This window comes from Enterobacter sp. CM29 (assembly GCF_013179605.1).
In the GTDB taxonomy this organism is placed as follows: domain Bacteria; phylum Pseudomonadota; class Gammaproteobacteria; order Enterobacterales; family Enterobacteriaceae; genus Enterobacter; species Enterobacter intestinihominis.
The window spans coordinates 1-18,986 of sequence record NZ_JABMCU010000076.1; the positions used below are offsets into that span (position 1 = coordinate 1).

Genomic DNA, 18,986 nt, shown 5'->3' on the forward strand with positions numbered 1-18,986 from the left:
GTGCAACGTCGTCCCCAGCTTGCAGAGATTCAGTAACAGAAGCAATTAAAGCATCTAAAGCACGTCCAGCTGCAGCTTTAGAAATATCAGCACCCGCAGCAATTTTGTCAATCAGTTGAGATTTATTCACTGTTCTCTTCCTCTCTTTATAATTTATATCGCACCTGAATCCTTCACAGCGCGACCGCGCAGCAGTTATATCAGTCCTGCTATGACCTTACAACACCCGTTGTTGATGGCTAACCCAATCAGCAATCTAAATTAGCTATACAAAAAAAGGCTGGCAAGTACGAAATGACTTACCAGCCTTGTTTTTATTAGCGCTCTTTGCGCGAGGTCACTATTTTGCGGTTACAACCTGCATTCCGGACGGTTCATTTTGCAGTGCGAGAGTCAGAACTTCCTCAATGCGTTTCACCGGATGGATCTGCAAATCGGCAATAACGTTGTCCGGAATCTCTTCCAGATCGCGTTTATTCTCGTAAGGAATCAATACGGTTTTGATCCCACCACGGTGTGCCGCCAGCAGTTTTTCTTTTAACCCACCGATGGGCAGTACCTGACCACGCAGCGTAATTTCACCAGTCATGGCCACATCAGCACGGACCGGGTTCCCCGTCAGGCAGGAAACCAGCGCCGTACACATAGCAATACCCGCGCTTGGGCCATCTTTCGGCGTCGCCCCTTCCGGAACGTGAACGTGAATGTCGCGTTTTTCGTAGAAATCCGGGTTGATACCCAGTTTTTCCGCGCGCGCACGCACCACGGTCAACGCTGCCTGGATGGACTCCTGCATCACTTCACCGAGCGAGCCAGTGTAGGTCAGCTTGCCTTTACCCGGTACACAGGCGGTTTCAATGGTCAGCAGATCGCCACCCACTTCCGTCCACGCCAGTCCAGTCACCTGACCAACGCGGTTTTCGTTGTCCGCACGGCCATAGTCGAAGCGCTGAACGCCGAGGTAAGCATGCAGATTGTCGCCGTTAATCACGATGTGCTTCAGGCTCTTATCCAGCAGCAGCTGCTTAACCGCCTTACGGCACAGTTTAGAGATCTCACGCTCAAGGCTACGCACGCCCGCTTCACGGGTGTAGTAACGAATAATGCCGACAATAGCGCTGTCCTCAACGGTCAGCTCGTTAGCTTTCAGCGCGTTACGCTCAATCTGCTTCGGCAGCAGGTGCTGCTTAGCAATGTTCAGCTTCTCGTCTTCGGTATAACCGGACAGACGGATCACTTCCATACGGTCCAGCAGCGGTGCCGGAATGTTCATGGAATTCGACGTCGCCACGAACATCACATCGCTCAGGTCGTAATCGACTTCCAGGTAGTGATCGCTGAACGCCACGTTCTGCTCTGGATCAAGCACTTCCAGCAGCGCCGACGCCGGATCGCCACGCATGTCCGAAGACATTTTGTCGATCTCGTCGAGGAGGAACAGCGGGTTTTTGACGCCCACTTTCGCCATCTTCTGGATCAGCTTGCCCGGCATAGAACCGATATAGGTACGGCGGTGACCGCGGATTTCCGCTTCATCACGCACGCCGCCCAGCGCCATACGGATGTACTTACGTCCGGTCGCTTTGGCGATGGACTGGCCCAGAGAGGTTTTACCCACCCCTGGAGGCCCTACCAGGCACAAGATTGGACCTTTGATTTTGTTCACCCGGCTCTGTACCGCGAGGTACTCAAGAATGCGGTCTTTCACACGTTCCAGGCCATAGTGGTCGGTATCGAGGATTTCCTGTGCCTGACGCAGGTCTTTTTTGACCTTGCTGCGGGCATTCCATGGAACCTGAACCATCCACTCAATGTAGCCGCGTACAACGGTCGCTTCCGCCGACATCGGAGACATCATTTTCAGCTTCTGCAACTCAGCTTCGGCTTTCTCTTTCGCCTCTTTCGGCATCTTCGCCGCGTCGATCTTACGCTTCAGCGCTTCGTTTTCATCCGGCGCATCGTCCATCTCGCCGAGCTCTTTCTGAATGGCTTTCATTTGCTCGTTCAGATAGTACTCACGCTGCGATTTTTCCATCTGCTTTTTGACGCGGTTGCGAATGCGCTTCTCAACCTGGAGCAGATCGATCTCAGACTCCATCATCGCCATCAGGTATTCCAGACGTTCGTTAACGTCGGACATTTCCAGCACGGACTGTTTGTCAGCCAGCTTCAGCGGCATGTGCGCAGCGATGGTATCCGCCAGACGTGCAGGATCGTCGATGCTGTTCAGCGACGTCAGCACTTCAGGTGGGATTTTCTTGTTCAGCTTGATGTAGCCTTCAAACTGGCTGATCGCGGTGCGTACCAGCACTTCCTGCTCGCGCTCATCAAGTTCCGGTGAATCAAGGTACTCTGCCTTCGCAGAGAAGTGCTCGCCATCGTCTGACAGAGTGGTAATACGCGCGCGCTGTAAGCCTTCCACCAGCACCTTCACGGTGCCGTCTGGCAGCTTCAGCATCTGCAAAATAGAGGCCACGGTCCCGACGGTGAAAAGATCGTTTACACCCGGCTCATCCGTTGATGCTTCCTTCTGCGCAACCAACATGATTTTTTTATCATGATCCATGGCGGCTTCGAGGCAACGGATAGATTTTTCCCGCCCTACAAATAAGGGTATGACCATGTGCGGATAAACCACCACATCGCGCAACGGCAATACGGGGATTTCAATGCGTTCAGAACGCTCAGGATTCATAGAGCTCTCTCTTAGTTTAGTGTCCGCCAGGTAAACTGGTCATGTAACTGTGCTTCACACAACCATTAACATGTAATCCAGTATATGGGGATGTTTCCCATACATTCAACGCCATGAATACGGAAAAAGTAAAGGGGAGATAAAATCCCCCCTTTTTGATTAACTGATTGTATGAAATGGTGAATTATTCGCCAGATGCCTGCTGCGCTTCCGGTTTACCGTAAATCAGTAACGGCTTGGTCTGGCCACCAATGACGGACTCGTCGATCACGACTTTTTCGACATCTTCCATAGAAGGGAGATCGTACATCGTGTCGAGCAATGCTGCTTCCACGATAGAACGCAGGCCACGGGCACCGGTTTTACGCGCCATCGCTTTCTTGGCAATCGCGTCCAGTGCTTCGTCACGGAATTCCAGCTCAACGCCTTCCAGATTAAACAGCGCCTGATACTGCTTGGTCAGCGCGTTTTTCGGCTCTTTCAGGATCTGAATCAGCGCGTCTTCGCTCAGTTCGTTCAGGGTCGCCACAACCGGCAGACGGCCGATAAATTCCGGAATCAAACCAAATTTGATCAGATCTTCCGGTTCAACCTGCGCCAGCAGCTGGCCTTCGTTTGGTTTTTCAGACGTAGCTTTCACCGTTGCGCCAAAACCAATGCCGGAGCCGGTTTCCACACGGTGTGAGATCACTTTATCCAGGCCTGCAAACGCACCACCACAGATAAACAGGATCTTGGAGGTATCAACCTGCAAGAATTCCTGCTGCGGATGTTTACGCCCACCCTGCGGTGGAACAGCCGCAACCGTACCTTCAATCAGCTTCAGGAGCGCCTGCTGCACGCCTTCGCCCGAGACGTCACGGGTGATGGATGGGTTGTCTGATTTACGGGAGATTTTGTCAATCTCATCGATATAGACGATCCCGCGCTGGGCTTTCTGTACGTCGTAATCGCACTTCTGGAGCAGCTTCTGGATAATATTTTCAACGTCTTCGCCCACATAACCGGCTTCGGTCAGGGTGGTGGCATCCGCCATGGTGAACGGAACATCCAGCAGGCGCGCCAGCGTTTCCGCCAGCAACGTTTTACCGGAACCCGTAGGCCCGATCAGCAGAATGTTACTTTTGCCCAGTTCCACGCCATTGCTGGTATCGCCGTTACGCAGACGCTTGTAGTGGTTGTATACCGCCACCGCCAGCACTTTTTTCGCCTGCTCCTGACCAATGACATAGTCGTCCAGGTGGTGGCGAATCTCGTGTGGCGTTGGTAACGCGCTGCGCTCACGGTGCGGCGCGACTTCTTTAATCTCTTCGCGAATGATGTCGTTACATAAATCGACGCATTCGTCGCAGATATACACGGACGGCCCGGCAATCAGTTTACGCACTTCATGCTGGCTTTTGCCGCAAAAAGAGCAGTACAGCAGTTTGCCCGAACCATCTTTGCGTTTATCTGTCATGAGTCCAAACCTCTTTTTAAGTTCTATGTGCCGCACATGACGACGCAAATGCCATACTCAGACGCAAGCTGCTTACAGGCAACGTGCCGCCCTAAATTAGTATAGCGGCACACTCGCGTCGCGGGCATCAATTACGATGGGTCAAAATGGAGTCGACTAAGCCGTACTCAACTGCCTCAGGTGCAGACAGGAAGCGATCGCGCTCGGTATCGCGCTCGATCTGCTCGAGTGGTTGACCCGTATGCTGCGCCATAAGTTCATTCATGCGCGCTTTTACTTTCAGAATTTCTCGGGCGTGGATTTCAATATCCGTCGCCTGGCCCTGGTAACCACCCAGCGGCTGGTGAATCATCACGCGGGAGTTAGGCAGGCAGAAACGCTTACCTTTCGCCCCTGCGGTTAACAGGAAAGCCCCCATGGACGCCGCCTGTCCCATACAGATGGTGCTGACATCCGGCTTGATGAATTGCATGGTGTCATAAATAGACATGCCCGCCGTAATCACACCGCCCGGCGAGTTGATGTACAGGTAAATGTCTTTTTCCGGGTTTTCCGCTTCCAGGAACAGCATCTGCGCCACGATCAGGTTAGCCATATGGTCTTCCACCTGGCCGGTCAGAAAGATAACGCGTTCCTTGAGCAGACGGGAATAGATATCGAAAGATCGCTCACCGCGTGAGGTCTGTTCAATAACCATTGGCACCAGCGCCATATGGGGTGCAAAGTTATCTCGTTCGCCACTGTATGACATTTCCGTCTCCTGGTTCAAAATTGAAAACACCTGCTGTACTGATTGTAACCTTATGGACGGATTATCAGCCAGTCTCAATCATCGTGATTACATACTAATGGGGGTCGCCATGCCCTATTTCAAGCATAACAACGTTTTGTTGTAACGCTAACACTGAAAGGGCGTTTTAGCACCCTTCCAGGACTAAAGCTGTGATAAAAAAAACCCGTCGCCGGAAGGCAACGGGTTTTTTGTTCAAACTTTAAACCGTTGGGGCGAAATTACGCCTGCTGGTTCATCAGTTCGGTGAAAGAGGTCTCTTTTTCGGTTACTTTCGCTTTCGCCAGTACCGCTTCAACAGCCTGCTCTTCCAGTGCAACGTTGCGCATGTTGTCCATCAGCTCTTTGTTCTTACCGTAGAACTCGATCACTTCTGATGGATCTTCGTATGCAGAAGCCATCTCTTCGATCAGGCCTTTCACACGCTCTTCGTCAGCTTTCAGCTCGTGGGTACGAATCACTTCACCCAGCAGCAGGCCAACAACAACGCGACGTTTCGCTTGCTCTTCGAACAGCTCGCGTGGCAGTTCCATCGCTTGCTGCTGGTTGCCACCGAAGCGCTGTGCAGCCTGACGGCGCAGAACGTCGATTTCGCTGTCGATCAGGGCAGCAGGAACGTCGATGTCGTTCGCTTTCACCAGACCTTCAATCGCCTGAGACTTCACACGGTTACGTACAGCGCCGTTCAGCTCGCGCTCCATGTTTTTACGCACTTCAGCACGCAGACCCGCAACAGAACCATCTTCCACGCCGAAACGCTTGATGAATTCTTCAGTCAGTTCTGGCAGTTCGCGCTCTTCAACTTTCTTCAGGTTGATGACGAACTTCGCTGCTTTACCTTTCAGGTTTTCAGCGTGGTATTCTTCAGGGAAGGTCACGTCGATGGTAAACTCTTCGCCTGCTTTGTGGCCTTTGATACCGTCTTCGAAGCCTGGGATCATACGACCCTGGCCCATCGCCAGTACGAAATCAGACGCTTTACCGCCTTCGAACTCTTCGCCGTCTACTGAACCGGTGAAGTCGATGGTTACGCGGTCTTCCGCGTCAACAGCGCCTTCTTTCTCTTTCCAGTTCGCCTGCTGCTTACGCAGGGTATCCAGCATGCCGTCAACGTCTTCGTCAGTCACGGAAACGATCGGTTTTTCAACTTCGATTGATTCCAGACCTTTCAGCTCAACTTCCGGGTACACTTCGAACTCTACGGAATAGGTGAAGTCTTCGCCCTGCTTGTATTCACCTGGAACGTAGTTTGGCGCGCCGGCTGGATTGATTTTTTCTTTGATGATCGCGTCGATAAAGTTGCGGCTCATCAGTTCACCCAGCACATCCTGACGCACGGAAGCGCCATAACGCTGAGCAACAACATTCATTGGTACTTTGCCCTTGCGGAAGCCGTCAATACGTACTTTTTTTGCTACGTTGACCAGCTCGCTTTTCACAGCAGTTTCGATGCTGTCAGCAGCGATAGTAATCGTTACACGGCGGCCAAGGCCTTGAGTGGTTTCAACTGAAACTTGCATCTTGTTACCTCAAAAAAATCACAGTGCTCGGTCAACTCTGAATCTGTCTGTTATACCGGGATGCTCTCTTATGTGCAGATTCACATTCCCTGTCGCCAGAATCATCCCGAAGACATTCAATAAGACGCGGCATTATAGCGGCATCATTTAGGTGAGTCGAGAACGGTTGGAGCATGTTGCTGCGGCTTTTTTCACACTTTAAGGCTATTTTTAGCCTTAAAAACGCGCCATCCGCTCAAAACTCAGACAAAACAAAACGGCCCGAAGGCCGTTTTGACGAAATCTGTAAGCAACATACTGGAAAAACTCCGGCGGTTGCAAATCCGATTTATCAGGCGATGGTGCCTGCACCCCGACAAGGCGGTGATGCGAATACCGTATCCTGCAGCCCTTCCCATTCCTTAATGGTGTAGGTATGCAGCGCGAGCGCATGTACGGTTGTGGAGAGTTCTTCCGTCAAGGTGCTGTAGATCAAGCGGTGTCGGTTCAGGAAACGTTCTCCCGTGAAGCGATCGCTGACCAGAACCACTTTGAAGTGGCTTTCAGAACCTGCCGGCACGTTATGACGATAGCTTTCGTCGACAACTTCGAGAAACACAGGGTTGAACGCTGCCCTTAATTTTTCTTCTATCTGTTCACGTATCATCATGAAATCACTCCTCCGACAACGCTAAGATGTCACCCATCCCTTTAAATATTAGCCGCTTTTACCGGTTCCATTACACCGTGACAACAAATATTTAGCTTTCGTCTGATTTTCTCAACCAAACGGATGAAGTTCACTATGAGGTTCATACGTTTTGTCATTTACAGGTAGAGAAAAGCGGAAAGGTGGTCAGTTTTCGGACAAGGCGATGAATTTACATGCGTTGACCACTTCCCCTGGCCGTTGGCGATGTTATGATGGCGGCAATTTTTCTCTCTTTGCTTACGATTCGTTGAGAACCCGAAAATGTTAAAAAAAATCTTCTTTCCGTTGGTAGCACTCTTTATGCTCGCCGGTTGCGCAACCCCGCCGACGACCATTGACGTTTCACCAAAAATTACCCTGCCTCAGCAGGATCCAAGCCTGATGGGCGTGACGGTCAGCATTAATGGTGCCGATCAGCGTCAGGACCAGGCGCTGGCGAAAGTGACTCGCGACAACCAGCAGGTTACGCTGACCGCTTCCCGCGACCTGCGCTTCCTGTTGCAGGAAGTACTGGAAAAACAGATGACCTCCCGTGGCTACATGATTGGCCCAAGCGGCGCGGTTGATCTGCAAATCATCGTGAACAACCTGTACGCTGACGTCTCTCAGGGTAACGTTCGCTACAACATTGCGACCAAAGCCGATATCTCCATCATCGCTACCGCGAAGAACGGCAACAAGATGAACAAAAACTACCGTGCAAGCTATTCCGTTGAAGGCGCATTCCAGGCCTCCAACAAAAATATCGCTAACGCGGTTAACAGCGTGCTGACTGACACCATTGCCGACATGGCACAGGACACCAGCATTCACGACTTCATCAAGCAGAACGCACGTTAATCCTGCTGACTGACCCGGTGCTTCACCGGGTCAGTTCATAAGAACATGTCCAGTCACTACTTACGCATTTTCCAGCAACCGAAATCAGCTATTCTGCTGATCCTGGGTTTCGCCTCCGGTTTACCCCTTGCGCTCACCTCCGGCACGTTACAGGCGTGGATGACGGTTGAGAACATCGATCTTAAAACCATTGGTTTCTTCTCGCTCGTCGGCCAGGCTTACGTCTTTAAGTTCCTGTGGTCGCCAGTGATGGATCGCTATACCCCACCGTTCCTCGGGCGCCGTCGCGGCTGGTTAGTAATGACGCAGGTGCTGCTGTTGCTCGCCATTGCCGCAATGGGTTTCCTTGAACCGTCAACGCAGCTGCGCTGGATGGCCGCGCTTGCGGTGGTCATCGCCTTCTGCTCCGCCTCGCAGGACATTGTTTTTGACGCCTGGAAAACGGACGTCCTGCCAGCGGAAGAGCGTGGCGCCGGTGCGGCAATCAGCGTGCTCGGCTACCGCCTGGGTATGCTGGTTTCCGGCGGACTCGCACTGTGGCTTGCTGACCGCTATCTCGGCTGGCAGGGCATGTACTGGCTGATGGCCGCACTGCTGATCCCCTGCATTATTGCCACCCTGTTCGCGCCTGAACCGAGCGATGTGATCCCGGTTCCACGCTCGCTGGAGCAGGCCGTCGCCGCACCGCTGCGCGACTTCTTTGGTCGCAATAATGCCTGGCTGATCCTGCTGCTTATTGTCCTTTATAAGCTTGGCGACGCTTTCGCCATGAGTCTGACCACTACCTTCCTGATCCGCGGCGTCGGGTTTGATGCGGGCGAGGTCGGCGTGGTGAACAAAACCCTGGGGCTGTTTGCCACGATTGTCGGCGCGCTGTACGGCGGCGTATTGATGCAGCGCCTGACGCTGTTCCGCGCTCTGCTGATATTTGGCATCCTTCAGGGCGCATCGAATGCCGGTTACTGGCTGCTGTCGATCACCGACAAGAATATGATCAGTATGGGGACGGCGGTATTCTTTGAGAACCTGTGCGGCGGTATGGGCACTGCGGCATTTGTCGCCCTGCTGATGACGCTGTGCAATAAGTCATTTTCCGCTACCCAGTTTGCGCTGCTCTCTGCCCTTTCCGCCGTCGGGCGCGTATACGTTGGCCCCGTCGCGGGCTGGTTTGTTGAAGCCTACGGTTGGCCGACCTTTTATCTCTTCTCGGTGGTGGCGGCCGTGCCGGGGATTTTATTGCTGCTGGTCTGTCGCCAGACGCTGGAATATACCCAGCGGACGGAACACTTCATGCCGCGCACGGAATATCACGCTGCCTATCGGTTTGCCCTGCGTCTGCTAATGGCAGGTTGTCTTGCCCTGGTAGGGTGGCTCACGGTGCTCATCATGAATGCGACTACCGACTTTTCACTTCCTTTTGAAACCCTTCTGCTTGATGCAGGTGTGTTTCTCGCCCTGGCGGGGATCCTGACGGGTGGGATGCTGGATTTCATGTCATTACGAAAAACGCAGATGACATGAAGTAAAAAGCGAAAGGTTACTTCCCGTTGTAATAACAGCCCGAAATTATAACGGTGAAATAACCGCCATCGACAAAAAAAATATTTGTTGTTTTGTGCGGGATAGCATTCGGAAATTATTGGAGCTTATTTCGCTACGCTATTTTTCATTAAACGATTCAGCATTCGAAACATTGAATTTTCGTTTTTTAGTTGTCTTTTTATTGATAATTAATTGTTAACTAATTGTGTGTTTTTCGCAATGGTTATACCAATTGTCCCTTTTGCGGTATGCTGGGGCACCCTTTCGTTATAACGCCCACTCCGTGCGGCTTCCGTCTGGAAACGCGACATAATCTGCAACACTTGTGACATGTGCGGCAGAACCCAGTAACACCTTCCTGACACAGGGCTAATGATGTTTACAGTAATGTAACCTTCCCGTAAAATGCCCCCACACTTTAAACGCCACCAGACTCCCGTGGAATTGAGGTCGTTAAATGAGACTCAGGAAATACAATAAAAGTTTGGGATGGTTGTCATTATTCGCAGGCACTGTATTACTCAGTGGCTGCGATTCTGCACTACTAGACCCCAAAGGACAGATTGGACTGGAACAACGTTCATTGATACTGACGGCTTTTGGCCTGATGTTGATTGTGGTTATTCCTGCCATCTTGATGGCTGTTGGTTTCGCCTGGAAGTATCGTGCGAGCAATAAAGATGCGAAGTATAGCCCTAACTGGTCACACTCCAATAAAGTGGAAGCTGTGGTCTGGACGGTACCTATTCTGATCATCCTGTTCCTTGCTGTACTGACCTGGAAAACCACTCACGCACTTGAGCCGAGCAAACCGCTGGTTCACGATGAAAAACCCATTACCATTGAAGTGGTCTCCATGGACTGGAAATGGTTCTTCATCTATCCAGAACAGGGCATTGCTACCGTGAATGAAATCGCCTTCCCGGCGAACACTCCGGTTCAGTTCAAAGTGACCTCCAACTCCGTAATGAACTCCTTCTTCATCCCACGTCTGGGCAGCCAGATTTACGCGATGGCCGGTATGCAGACTAACCTGCATCTGATTGCGAATGAAGCAGGCACCTACGACGGTATCTCCGCCAGCTATAGTGGCCCGGGCTTCTCGGGTATGAAGTTCAAAGCTATCGCTACGCCAGACCGCGCGACTTTCGACCAGTGGGTTGCAAAAGCGAAGCAGTCTCCAAACACCATGTCTGACATGGCGGCGTTCGAAAAAGTGGCTGCACCTAGCGAATACAACAAGGTGGAGTACTTCTCTAACGTGAAACCGAATCTGTTCAAAGATGTTATTGGCAAATTTATGGATCACGGCATGAGCATGGACATGACCCAGCCTGAAGGCGAGCACAACACGCACCAGGGTATGGAAGGCATGGACATGAGCCACGCGGAAACCGCTCACTAAGGGGCCGAGGAAGAAAATGTTCGGAAAATTGACATTGGATGCGGTGCCGTACCATGAACCCATTATCATGGTTACGATTGCTGCAATTATCATTGGTGGCGCGGCCTTAGTTGGCCTGATCACTTACTTCGGTAAGTGGAGCTACCTGTGGAACGAGTGGCTGACTTCGGTTGACCACAAAAAACTCGGCATCATGTACTGCATCGTCGGTATCGTCATGTTAATTCGTGGCTTTGCGGATGCAATCATGATGCGTAGCCAGCAGGCGCTTGCGTCTGCGGGCGAAGCCGGATTCCTGCCACCGCACCACTACGATCAGATCTTTACCGCTCACGGCGTTATCATGATCTTCTTCGTGGCGATGCCGCTGGTAATCGGTCTGATGAACGTTGTCGTTCCGCTGCAAATCGGCGCGCGCGACGTTGCGTTCCCGTTCCTGAACAACCTGAGCTTCTGGTTCACCGTTGTCGGCGTTATCCTGGTTAACCTGTCACTGGGTGTGGGCGAATTTGCTCAGACCGGCTGGCTGGCCTACCCGCCACTTTCGGGAATTGAGTACAGTCCGGGCGTGGGCGTTGACTACTGGATTTGGGCGCTTCAGCTCTCCGGTGTCGGTACCACCCTGACCGGTATTAACTTCTTCGTGACCATCCTGAAGATGCGTGCACCAGGTATGACGATGTTCAAGATGCCAGTATTTACCTGGGCATCTCTGTGCGCCAACGTCCTGATTATCGCGTCGTTCCCAATTCTGACCGTCACCATCGCGCTGCTGACCCTGGATCGCTATCTGGGTACCCATTTCTTCACGAATGATATGGGTGGCAACATGATGATGTACATCAACCTGATTTGGGCCTGGGGTCACCCGGAAGTGTACATCCTGGTTCTGCCGGTGTTCGGTGTGTTCTCCGAAATCGCTGCAACCTTCTCGCGTAAACGTCTGTTTGGTTACACCTCTCTGGTGTGGGCAACCGTGTGTATTACCGTCCTGTCGTTCATCGTCTGGCTGCACCACTTCTTCACCATGGGTGCGGGCGCCAACGTAAACGCCTTCTTCGGTATTACCACTATGATTATCGCGATCCCGACCGGGGTTAAGATCTTCAACTGGCTGTTCACCATGTACCAGGGCCGTATCCAGTTCCACTCAGCGATGCTGTGGACCATCGGCTTCATCGTGACCTTCTCCGTAGGTGGGATGACCGGCGTGCTGCTGGCGGTTCCGGGCGCTGACTTTGTCCTGCACAACAGTCTGTTCCTGATTGCGCACTTCCATAACGTTATCATCGGCGGCGTCGTCTTCGGCTGCTTCGCAGGTGTGACCTACTGGTGGCCAAAAGCGTTCGGTTTCACCCTGAACGAAAAATGGGGCAAACGCGCATTCTGGTTCTGGATCATCGGCTTCTTCGTGGCGTTTATGCCGCTGTACGTGCTGGGCTTCATGGGGATGACCCGTCGTCTGAGCCAGCAGATCGATCCGCAATTCCATCCGATGCTGATGATTGCAGCGGGCGGCGCCGCGCTGATTGCCTGCGGTATCCTGTGCCAGCTGATTCAGTACTACGTGTCTATCCGTGACCGTAACCTGAACCGCGACCTGACCGGTGACCCGTGGGGTGGCCGTACGCTGGAGTGGTCTACCTCTTCTCCACCTCCGTTCTATAACTTTGCCGTAGTGCCGCACATTCATGAGCGTGACGCATTCTGGGAAATGAAAGAAAAAGGTGAAGCGTACAAGCAACCTGAACATTACGAAGAGATCCATATGCCGAAAAACAGCGGTGCGGGCATCGTGATTGCCGCCTTCGCAACGGTATTTGGTTTCGCAATGATCTGGCACATCTGGTGGATGGCGATTGTTGGCTTCGCTGGCATCGTAATCAGCTGGATTGTGAAGAGCTTTGACGAGGACGTGGACTACTACGTACCAGTCCGTGAAGTTGAAAAGCTGGAAAACCAGCATTTTGACGAGATTTCTAAAGCGGGGCTGAAAAATGGCAACTGATACTCTGGCGCACTCGACTGCCCACGCGCATGAACATGCGCACCATGATACAGGACCGACGAAAGTCTTCGGTTTCTGGATCTACCTGATGAGCGACTGCATCTTGTTCTGCTGTCTGTTCGCAACCTATGCCGTTCTGGTGAACGGCACAGCAGGCGGCCCGACCGGTAAGGACATCTTTGAACTGCCGTTCGTTCTGGTTGAAACCGCACTGCTGTTATTCAGCTCCATCACCTACGGCATGGCGGCTATCGCCATGTACAAAAACAACAAAAGCCAGGTTGTTTCCTGGCTGGCGTTGACCTGGTTGTTTGGTGCTGGCTTTATCGGGATGGAAATCTATGAATTCCATCACCTGATTGCGGAAGGCTTTGGTCCGGATCGCAGTGGCTTCCTGTCAGCGTTCTTCGCGCTGGTCGGCACCCACGGTCTGCACGTGACCTCGGGTCTGATCTGGATGGCAGTGCTGATGTTCCAGATCTCCCGTCGCGGCCTGACCAGTACTAACCGTACCCGTATCATGTGCCTGAGCCTGTTCTGGCACTTCCTGGACGTGGTATGGATCTGTGTGTTCTCTGTTGTCTATCTGATGGGGGCGATGTAATGAGTCATTCTAACGATCATGGCGCTTCCCACGGCAGCGTAAAAACCTACATGACAGGTTTCATCCTGTCGATCATCCTGACGGTGATCCCGTTCTGGATGGTGATGAACGGTTCTGCATCTAAGCCGGTTATCCTGGGCGCAATCCTGGTGACCGCGGTGATTCAGATTCTGGTGCATCTGGTTTGCTTCCTGCACATGAACACCAAGTCCGATGAAGGCTGGAACATGACGGCCTTTATCTTTACCGTGATTATCATCGCTATCCTGGTAGTCGGTTCCATCTGGATTATGTGGAACCTTAACTACAACATGATGGTTCACTAAGAGCGGCGAGTATGTTTAAGCAATACCTGCAAGTCACGAAACCAGGCATCATCTTTGGCAACCTGATCTCCGTAATCGGAGGGTTCCTGCTGGCCTCTAAAGGCAGCATTGATTACACCCTCTTTATTTACACGCTGGTCGGTGTGTCACTGGTGGTTGCGTCCGGTTGTGTATTTAACAACTACATCGACATGGATATCGACAAGAAGATGGAAAGGACCAAAAATCGGGTGCTGGTTAAAGGCCTGATTGCTCCTTCCGTCTCGCTGGTGTACGCCACCTTGCTGGGTATTGCTGGCTTTATGCTGCTGTGGTTTGGTGCTAACCCGCTGGCCTGTTGGCTGGGGGTGATGGGGTTCGTGGTGTATGTAGGCGTCTACAGCCTGTATATGAAACGCCACTCCGTCTACGGCACGCTGATTGGTTCTCTCTCCGGCGCTGCGCCGCCGGTGATTGGCTACTGCGCCGTCACGAACGAGTTCGACAGCGGTGCGCTGATCCTGCTGGCTATCTTTAGCCTGTGGCAGATGCCGCACTCCTACGCCATCGCGATTTTCCGCTTTAAGGATTATCAGGCAGCGAACATTCCGGTTCTGCCGGTCGTGAAAGGCATCTCAGTTGCCAAAAACCACATCACGCTGTACATCATCGCTTTTGCCGTGGCAACGCTGATGCTCTCTCTGGGCGGTTACGCCGGATATAAATATCTGGTGGTAGCAGCTGCGGTGAGCGTCTGGTGGCTCGGCATGGCTCTGCGCGGTTACAAAGTGGAAGATGACAAGGTCTGGGCACGCAAGCTGTTTGTGTTCTCGATTGTCGCCATCACCTCCCTGTCCGTGATGATGTCCGTAGACTTCATGGTGCCAGATTCACAAAGCCTGCTGACGTACGTCTGGTAAGAAGACTGAAGTGAAAACGCCGGGTTTAACCCGGCGTTTTTTATTGGTACGGCGTAACCCCTTTCTTTAACAGTATATTGCCGTATTTCGCTGTCTCGCCTGTCACCACAATGGCGTACGCTTTCTGTGCCCGCGCATAAAACGCATAACGGTCAATACGCGTAATCCCCTCCCCTTCCGCCTCACCAAAGAGTGCGTTGCGATAGCGTGCTTCTACCTGTATATCGAGCGTATCCCCGTCGACAGGGGCCATCATCACCAGCGGTGGCGCATAGCTGTCGAGTTCAAACAGCGGTATCACCGCGGCCAGCAAATCGCTGATGAGCAGGCCATCTGCGCGGATCGTCTTTGGCCCCAGGCTGTGCGCGGGAAAGTGAGCGTCTGCAAAAATAATCTCGTCACCATGGCCCATCTCTGCCAGCGTTTTCAGCAGCTCGGGTGAAATCAGTGGGGATATCGTTTTAAGCACGGCTTTGTTCCTCAGGATAGAAATAACGGTAACGATAGTGGACCCGATCACGAGCAGCCTCAGCGCTGGCCGTTTCTCCGACGCCCCACCATCCGTACAAAGACGCCCCCAGCACGGTCGTATCTGCATCTTCAAGAACCTTCACCGGGATCCCAAGCGCATTGGACTTGAGCTGATTCCACAGCATATTGCGGCTACCTCCCCCCACCAGCAGGAGTTCACGCGCCTTAAATTGCGCGATCGCCTCCAGCGCCTGGAGTTTTTCTTGCAGATGCACCGTAAGTCCTTCCAGGGCTGCGCGGTAAAAATGGGCTGGCGTGGTGGTGAGCGTAACGCCCTGCCAGCCAGCGAGCGGAGAATCGAGCAACTGGGTATTCATCGTGACGCCATCCGCCCCGTACGGAATTGCCGCCGCCTGAGCCAGAATAGTGTCCCAGTTGACATCAGGCGACCAGAACAGCGCGCGGATCCACTCCAGTACGCCAGACGCCAGATATTGCATTCCCGGATTATAGAGCCCCGTCCGGCTATCCAGTTCGCAGGTCGCGCCCGGGTATTGCCCCAGTAAAGCGGTATCAACCTGCGAGGTGCGCGCCATTAAAATCTCCCAGGTTCCCGAAGAGAGAACCGGCTCATTAATTCCCGCACCGGCGCCAAAAAGGGCAAACTGCGTATCGTGCCCGGCGGAGATCACCGGCACACCGCGAGGCAATCCGAGTCTGGATGCAGCGTCGGGCTGCAGTTCACCCATCATCTCTCCGGGGGAAACCAGCGGCGGGAAAAGGGAATGAGGCACGCCGATCTTGCTTAAGATCGTTTCGCTGAAGCACCGCTGATGCAGATCGAACATCTGACTGGTACCGGCCATCGTGAGATCGGTCGTCATTTTTCCGGTCAGGCGATGGTTGATTAGCGAGGAGATAAAAAGCCAGGCGTGAGCACGCTGTAACAGATTGGGATGGTTGTCCTGAAGCCAGCCTAGCTTATACAACGTGTTGAAACTAAACTGCCCAACGCCGGTGATCTGCTGTAGTTCAGCCGGGGAGCACAAACGGGCAACCGCTTCCATCACCGGCACGGTTCGTGGACATTTCCAGCTGATGATCGGGTAAAGCAGTTCTCCCCGCTCATCTACCAGCGCGCCATCCACGCCAAAGGTCGTCACACTCATTCCGCACAGTTGATGCTTGCTCAGCACTGCGCTGATTTTCTGACAACAGACGGCAAAACGTTGCATGATGGCGTCGAGCGACCACTGGTGCCAGGCCGGATTTTCAGCGACACTTTCGCTTTCGTTCGCCACCGAGGCTCGCGCCACAATATTCCCTTCAGGATCCAGCGCAATGGCGCGCACGTTCGTCGCGCCACAATCGAGAACCAGAAAACATTTTTTCATTGCGGTCCCCACAGGCTGCCAGTCCGCCGGAGCAGGCTGGCAAACCGGCTTATTGTTTGTATAACGGTCCGTAATTTTCACAGGCGCGGTAATCCTGCCCTTCCGGATCCATACCGTGAGCGCCCCAGGCCGTCGGCCGATAAATCAGCGCCTCCGGTACGTTATGCATGCACACGGGAATGCGCAGCATGGACGCCATGGTGATGAAATCAGCACCGACGTGCCCGACGGTTAATACTCCGTGGTTAGCCCCCCAGTTCGCCATCACTGAATAGACGTCGCTGAACGGGCCTTTACCGGTCAGACGTGGGGCAAACCAGGTGGTGGGCCAGGTTGAATCGGTGCGCTTATTCAGAATGTCATGTACTTGTTCCGGCAGCTCAACACTCCAGCCTTCCGCTATCTGTAATACCGGGCCCACCCCCTTGATGAGGTTTACGCGGGTCATGGTAAATGGCACGCCACCTCGGGTGAGGAAGTTTGATGAGAAACCGCCCCCGCGAAAGTATTCATGCACCGCCGGACACCAGTGGGTTGCGGCCAGGCACGCGTTGGCTTCCTGCTCAGTAATGTCCCAGTGTGGTTTCAGGGTCGGTTTCCCCTCGGCGTCTTTCTGCTCCGCTGTACCGTCCAGTGCCGCCGAGCCGGAGTTGATCAGATGAATAATGCCCTGCTCAGCCCGTCCAGTGAGTTTCTGGCCGGTAACACGCTCAACCGACTCTGGCGACCAGTAGGTGCGCACGTCGGCAAAGATTTGCGCTGTACCGGTCATCAGATGTCCAAACAGCATTGCTACCCCGTTCAGGCTGTCATTTTCCGTCGCCACCACCAACGGCTGGCGAATACCGTTCCAGTCAAAGGAGCTGTTCAGCAGCGCCTCTGCGGTATCGCCATTTGGATACTGATCCGTCCAGTGGCGCTGTCCCTGGAACCCGGACGCGATGGCGTTATAGCCCAGAGATTCCTCCACGCGGCCCATCGCAGCGAGTTTTGGGTTACCCTGCATCATGTCGCGGATGCACATCGCCATCAGCAGACTCTCCCGCAGGATCGCGGCATTCTCCTGTTCATTGCGACGATACTGCTCCGCGTTTTTATCCTCGCCGAAACGGAAATGTGCTTGCGCCCAGTCCAGGGCCAGCTCAAGTTCTTGCTCGTCGTAAATCTTATGATCGATGCGGCGACGCAGTTCGGTCATATCCACCGCCTGCACCTTCATCCCCAGCCAGGATTCAAAGAAGTTGTGATCGACAATCGAGCCCGCAATCCCCATCGAGACCCCGCCCACCGACAGATAACTTTTCCCCTTCATGCTGGCGACCGCCAGGCCCGCGCGGGCGAAGCGCAACAATTTTTCTTCGACGTCTGCCGGGATGGTCTCGTCGCCCGCATCCTGTACATCGTGGCCATATATGGAAAACGCCGGGATCCCTTTCTGGTTATGCGCCGCCAGTGCCGCCGCGAGATATACTGCCCCCGGACGCTCGGTGCCGTTAAAGCCCCAGATCGCTTTCGGACGCAGCGGATCCATATCAATGGTTTCACTCCCGTAACACCAGCAGGGGGTGACGGTGATCGTCAGACCAACGTGGCACGTGCTGAACTTCTCTTCGCAAGCAGCGGCCTCCGCCATTCCGGCAATGCAGCTATCGGCAATCACGCACTCAACGGGCGTACCGCAGGGGTGGCGTAATTTTTCACTGAGTAGCGCCGCCGTGGCTTTCGCCATGTTCATGGTCTGCTCTTCCAGAGACTCGCGTACGCCCATTCGGCGGCCATCAATAACAGGTCGAATGCCAATACGGGGTAACGCTTTTATCGTTTTCATAGCCCTTCCTCACGTTGGTTAACCTATCCGTCTCAGGGGCATAGCCGTGAAAAAGCGCCCAGGCAGCGCCGTGAACGGAAAGTGGTGAAATTTGCTAACTCGAATTAGCTTAGGGTTCACACTAAAAATGAGACAAGATAAATGTGCAGGATCTGTGAGCAGTTTCACGATGAGAGGTCAAAATTCGATCAGTGTCAGGTATTACGATTCAGCAAAAACTAAACATATCGTTTAAATTCAATCAAATAACAAAATACCTTTGCACGACGTCACAATTTGAATACAAATGATTTGGCTAAATTATAACCCTAAAATAGCTTTTAAGGACGAAAGCTAAGTCGAGTTAGCTTATTAACTAAATCACTGTGGCTTGTGATTCATTGCCTTTCCAACACAGGAATTTTGCAATGTCAGAGACTCTTATTCAGATGACGTGCATTACCAAACGCTTTCCCGGCGTGCTGGCGCTGAATCAGGTTGATTTCGATTTACGCTGCGGCGAAGTTCATGCCCT

Annotated in this window: 16 protein-coding genes; 7 read left to right on the forward strand and 9 right to left on the reverse strand. The window is 53.0% G+C overall.

The genetic code is table 11. The annotated features are described in order from the left end of the window. The 6 genes from HP459_RS11480 to bolA all read right to left on the reverse strand — a co-directional run. The coding region (locus HP459_RS11480; RefSeq protein WP_171936230.1) for an HU family DNA-binding protein at positions 1-130 on the reverse strand (130 nt) is incomplete at its 3' end. 210 nt (positions 131-340) lie between these two features. Further along, complete coding sequence (gene lon / locus HP459_RS11485; protein WP_006809878.1) at positions 341-2,695, reverse strand: endopeptidase La; 2,355 nt, start codon at positions 2,693-2,695, stop codon at positions 341-343. Positions 2,696-2,879: 184 nt separating this feature from the next. Next, positions 2,880-4,154 (reverse strand): ATP-dependent protease ATP-binding subunit ClpX, encoded by a 1,275-nt coding sequence (gene clpX, locus HP459_RS11490; protein ID WP_006809879.1) that lies wholly within the window; start codon positions 4,152-4,154, stop codon positions 2,880-2,882. Between the two features lie 127 nt (positions 4,155-4,281). Then, positions 4,282-4,905 carry an ATP-dependent Clp endopeptidase proteolytic subunit ClpP gene (clpP, locus tag HP459_RS11495; RefSeq protein WP_006809880.1) on the reverse strand — a complete coding sequence of 208 codons (624 nt, stop codon included), beginning with the start codon at positions 4,903-4,905 and terminating at the stop codon, positions 4,282-4,284. Positions 4,906-5,165: 260 nt separating this feature from the next. Continuing rightward, a complete protein-coding gene (gene tig, locus HP459_RS11500; protein ID WP_006809881.1) occupies positions 5,166-6,464 on the reverse strand; it encodes a trigger factor in 1,299 nt (432 codons plus the stop codon). A gap of 331 nt (positions 6,465-6,795) precedes the next feature. Beyond that, positions 6,796-7,113, reverse strand: a complete 318-nt coding sequence (gene bolA / locus HP459_RS11505) for a transcriptional regulator BolA (RefSeq protein ID WP_003859051.1) — start codon at positions 7,111-7,113, stop codon at positions 6,796-6,798. 303 nt (positions 7,114-7,416) lie between these two features. Between bolA and HP459_RS11510 the strand changes: the two genes are divergently transcribed. From HP459_RS11510 to cyoE, 7 genes are all read left to right on the forward strand, one after another. Next, entirely contained in the window at positions 7,417-7,995 is a 579-nt protein-coding gene (locus HP459_RS11510; RefSeq protein WP_022647246.1) for a lipoprotein, read from the forward strand. A 45-nt stretch (positions 7,996-8,040) separates the two neighbouring features. Continuing rightward, a complete protein-coding gene (gene ampG, locus HP459_RS11515) occupies positions 8,041-9,516 on the forward strand; it encodes a muropeptide MFS transporter AmpG (RefSeq protein ID WP_063147915.1) in 1,476 nt (491 codons plus the stop codon). Positions 9,517-9,994: 478 nt separating this feature from the next. Continuing rightward, positions 9,995-10,942, forward strand: coding sequence for a cytochrome o ubiquinol oxidase subunit II (gene cyoA / locus HP459_RS11520; RefSeq protein ID WP_006809886.1), 948 nt, complete (start codon positions 9,995-9,997; stop codon positions 10,940-10,942). A gap of 16 nt (positions 10,943-10,958) precedes the next feature. Beyond that, the gene (gene cyoB / locus HP459_RS11525) at positions 10,959-12,950 is read left to right on the forward strand and encodes a cytochrome o ubiquinol oxidase subunit I (RefSeq protein ID WP_006809887.1); all 1,992 of its coding nucleotides are present in this window, start codon (positions 10,959-10,961) and stop codon (positions 12,948-12,950) included. Then, positions 12,940-13,554, forward strand: a complete 615-nt coding sequence (locus HP459_RS11530; protein ID WP_022647243.1) for a cytochrome o ubiquinol oxidase subunit III — start codon at positions 12,940-12,942, stop codon at positions 13,552-13,554. The genes cyoB and HP459_RS11530 overlap by 11 nt, the downstream gene beginning before the upstream one ends. Continuing rightward, positions 13,554-13,880 carry a cytochrome o ubiquinol oxidase subunit IV gene (locus tag HP459_RS11535; RefSeq protein ID WP_006809888.1) on the forward strand — a complete coding sequence of 109 codons (327 nt, stop codon included), beginning with the start codon at positions 13,554-13,556 and terminating at the stop codon, positions 13,878-13,880. Before HP459_RS11530 ends, HP459_RS11535 begins: the two co-directional genes overlap by 1 nt. 11 nt (positions 13,881-13,891) lie before the next feature. Beyond that, a complete protein-coding gene (gene cyoE, locus HP459_RS11540) occupies positions 13,892-14,779 on the forward strand; it encodes a heme o synthase (protein WP_022647242.1) in 888 nt (295 codons plus the stop codon). A gap of 40 nt (positions 14,780-14,819) precedes the next feature. Here cyoE and fucU read toward each other — a convergent pair whose 3' ends face one another. From fucU to fucI, 3 genes are read right to left on the reverse strand one after another with little or no spacing between them, the layout of a single operon-like run. After that, on the reverse strand, positions 14,820-15,248 hold the full coding sequence (gene fucU / locus HP459_RS11545; protein ID WP_022647241.1) for an L-fucose mutarotase: 429 nt from the start codon (positions 15,246-15,248) through the stop codon (positions 14,820-14,822). Further along, positions 15,241-16,644, reverse strand: coding sequence for an L-fuculokinase (gene fucK, locus HP459_RS11550; protein ID WP_171936231.1), 1,404 nt, complete (start codon positions 16,642-16,644; stop codon positions 15,241-15,243). Before fucK ends, fucU begins: the two co-directional genes overlap by 8 nt. Positions 16,645-16,693: 49 nt before the next feature. Then, on the reverse strand, positions 16,694-18,472 hold the full coding sequence (gene fucI / locus HP459_RS11555) for an L-fucose isomerase (protein WP_038415501.1): 1,779 nt from the start codon (positions 18,470-18,472) through the stop codon (positions 16,694-16,696). Positions 18,473-18,986 lie beyond the last annotated feature (514 nt).

Coding starts and splice junctions, on each gene's coding strand:
- lon (WP_006809878.1), bottom strand. CDS start 2,695: ATGAATCCTGAGCGTTCTGAACGCATTGAAATCCCCGTATTGCCGTTG.
- clpX (WP_006809879.1), bottom strand. CDS start 4,154: ATGACAGATAAACGCAAAGATGGTTCGGGCAAACTGCTGTACTGCTCT.
- clpP (WP_006809880.1), bottom strand. CDS start 4,905: ATGTCATACAGTGGCGAACGAGATAACTTTGCACCCCATATGGCGCTG.
- tig (WP_006809881.1), bottom strand. CDS start 6,464: ATGCAAGTTTCAGTTGAAACCACTCAAGGCCTTGGCCGCCGTGTAACG.
- bolA (WP_003859051.1), bottom strand. CDS start 7,113: ATGATGATACGTGAACAGATAGAAGAAAAATTAAGGGCAGCGTTCAAC.
- HP459_RS11510 (WP_022647246.1), top strand. CDS start 7,417: ATGTTAAAAAAAATCTTCTTTCCGTTGGTAGCACTCTTTATGCTCGCC.
- ampG (WP_063147915.1), top strand. CDS start 8,041: ATGTCCAGTCACTACTTACGCATTTTCCAGCAACCGAAATCAGCTATT.
- cyoA (WP_006809886.1), top strand. CDS start 9,995: ATGAGACTCAGGAAATACAATAAAAGTTTGGGATGGTTGTCATTATTC.
- cyoB (WP_006809887.1), top strand. CDS start 10,959: ATGTTCGGAAAATTGACATTGGATGCGGTGCCGTACCATGAACCCATT.
- HP459_RS11530 (WP_022647243.1), top strand. CDS start 12,940: ATGGCAACTGATACTCTGGCGCACTCGACTGCCCACGCGCATGAACAT.
- HP459_RS11535 (WP_006809888.1), top strand. CDS start 13,554: ATGAGTCATTCTAACGATCATGGCGCTTCCCACGGCAGCGTAAAAACC.
- cyoE (WP_022647242.1), top strand. CDS start 13,892: ATGTTTAAGCAATACCTGCAAGTCACGAAACCAGGCATCATCTTTGGC.
- fucK (WP_171936231.1), bottom strand. CDS start 16,644: ATGAAAAAATGTTTTCTGGTTCTCGATTGTGGCGCGACGAACGTGCGC.
- fucI (WP_038415501.1), bottom strand. CDS start 18,472: ATGAAAACGATAAAAGCGTTACCCCGTATTGGCATTCGACCTGTTATT.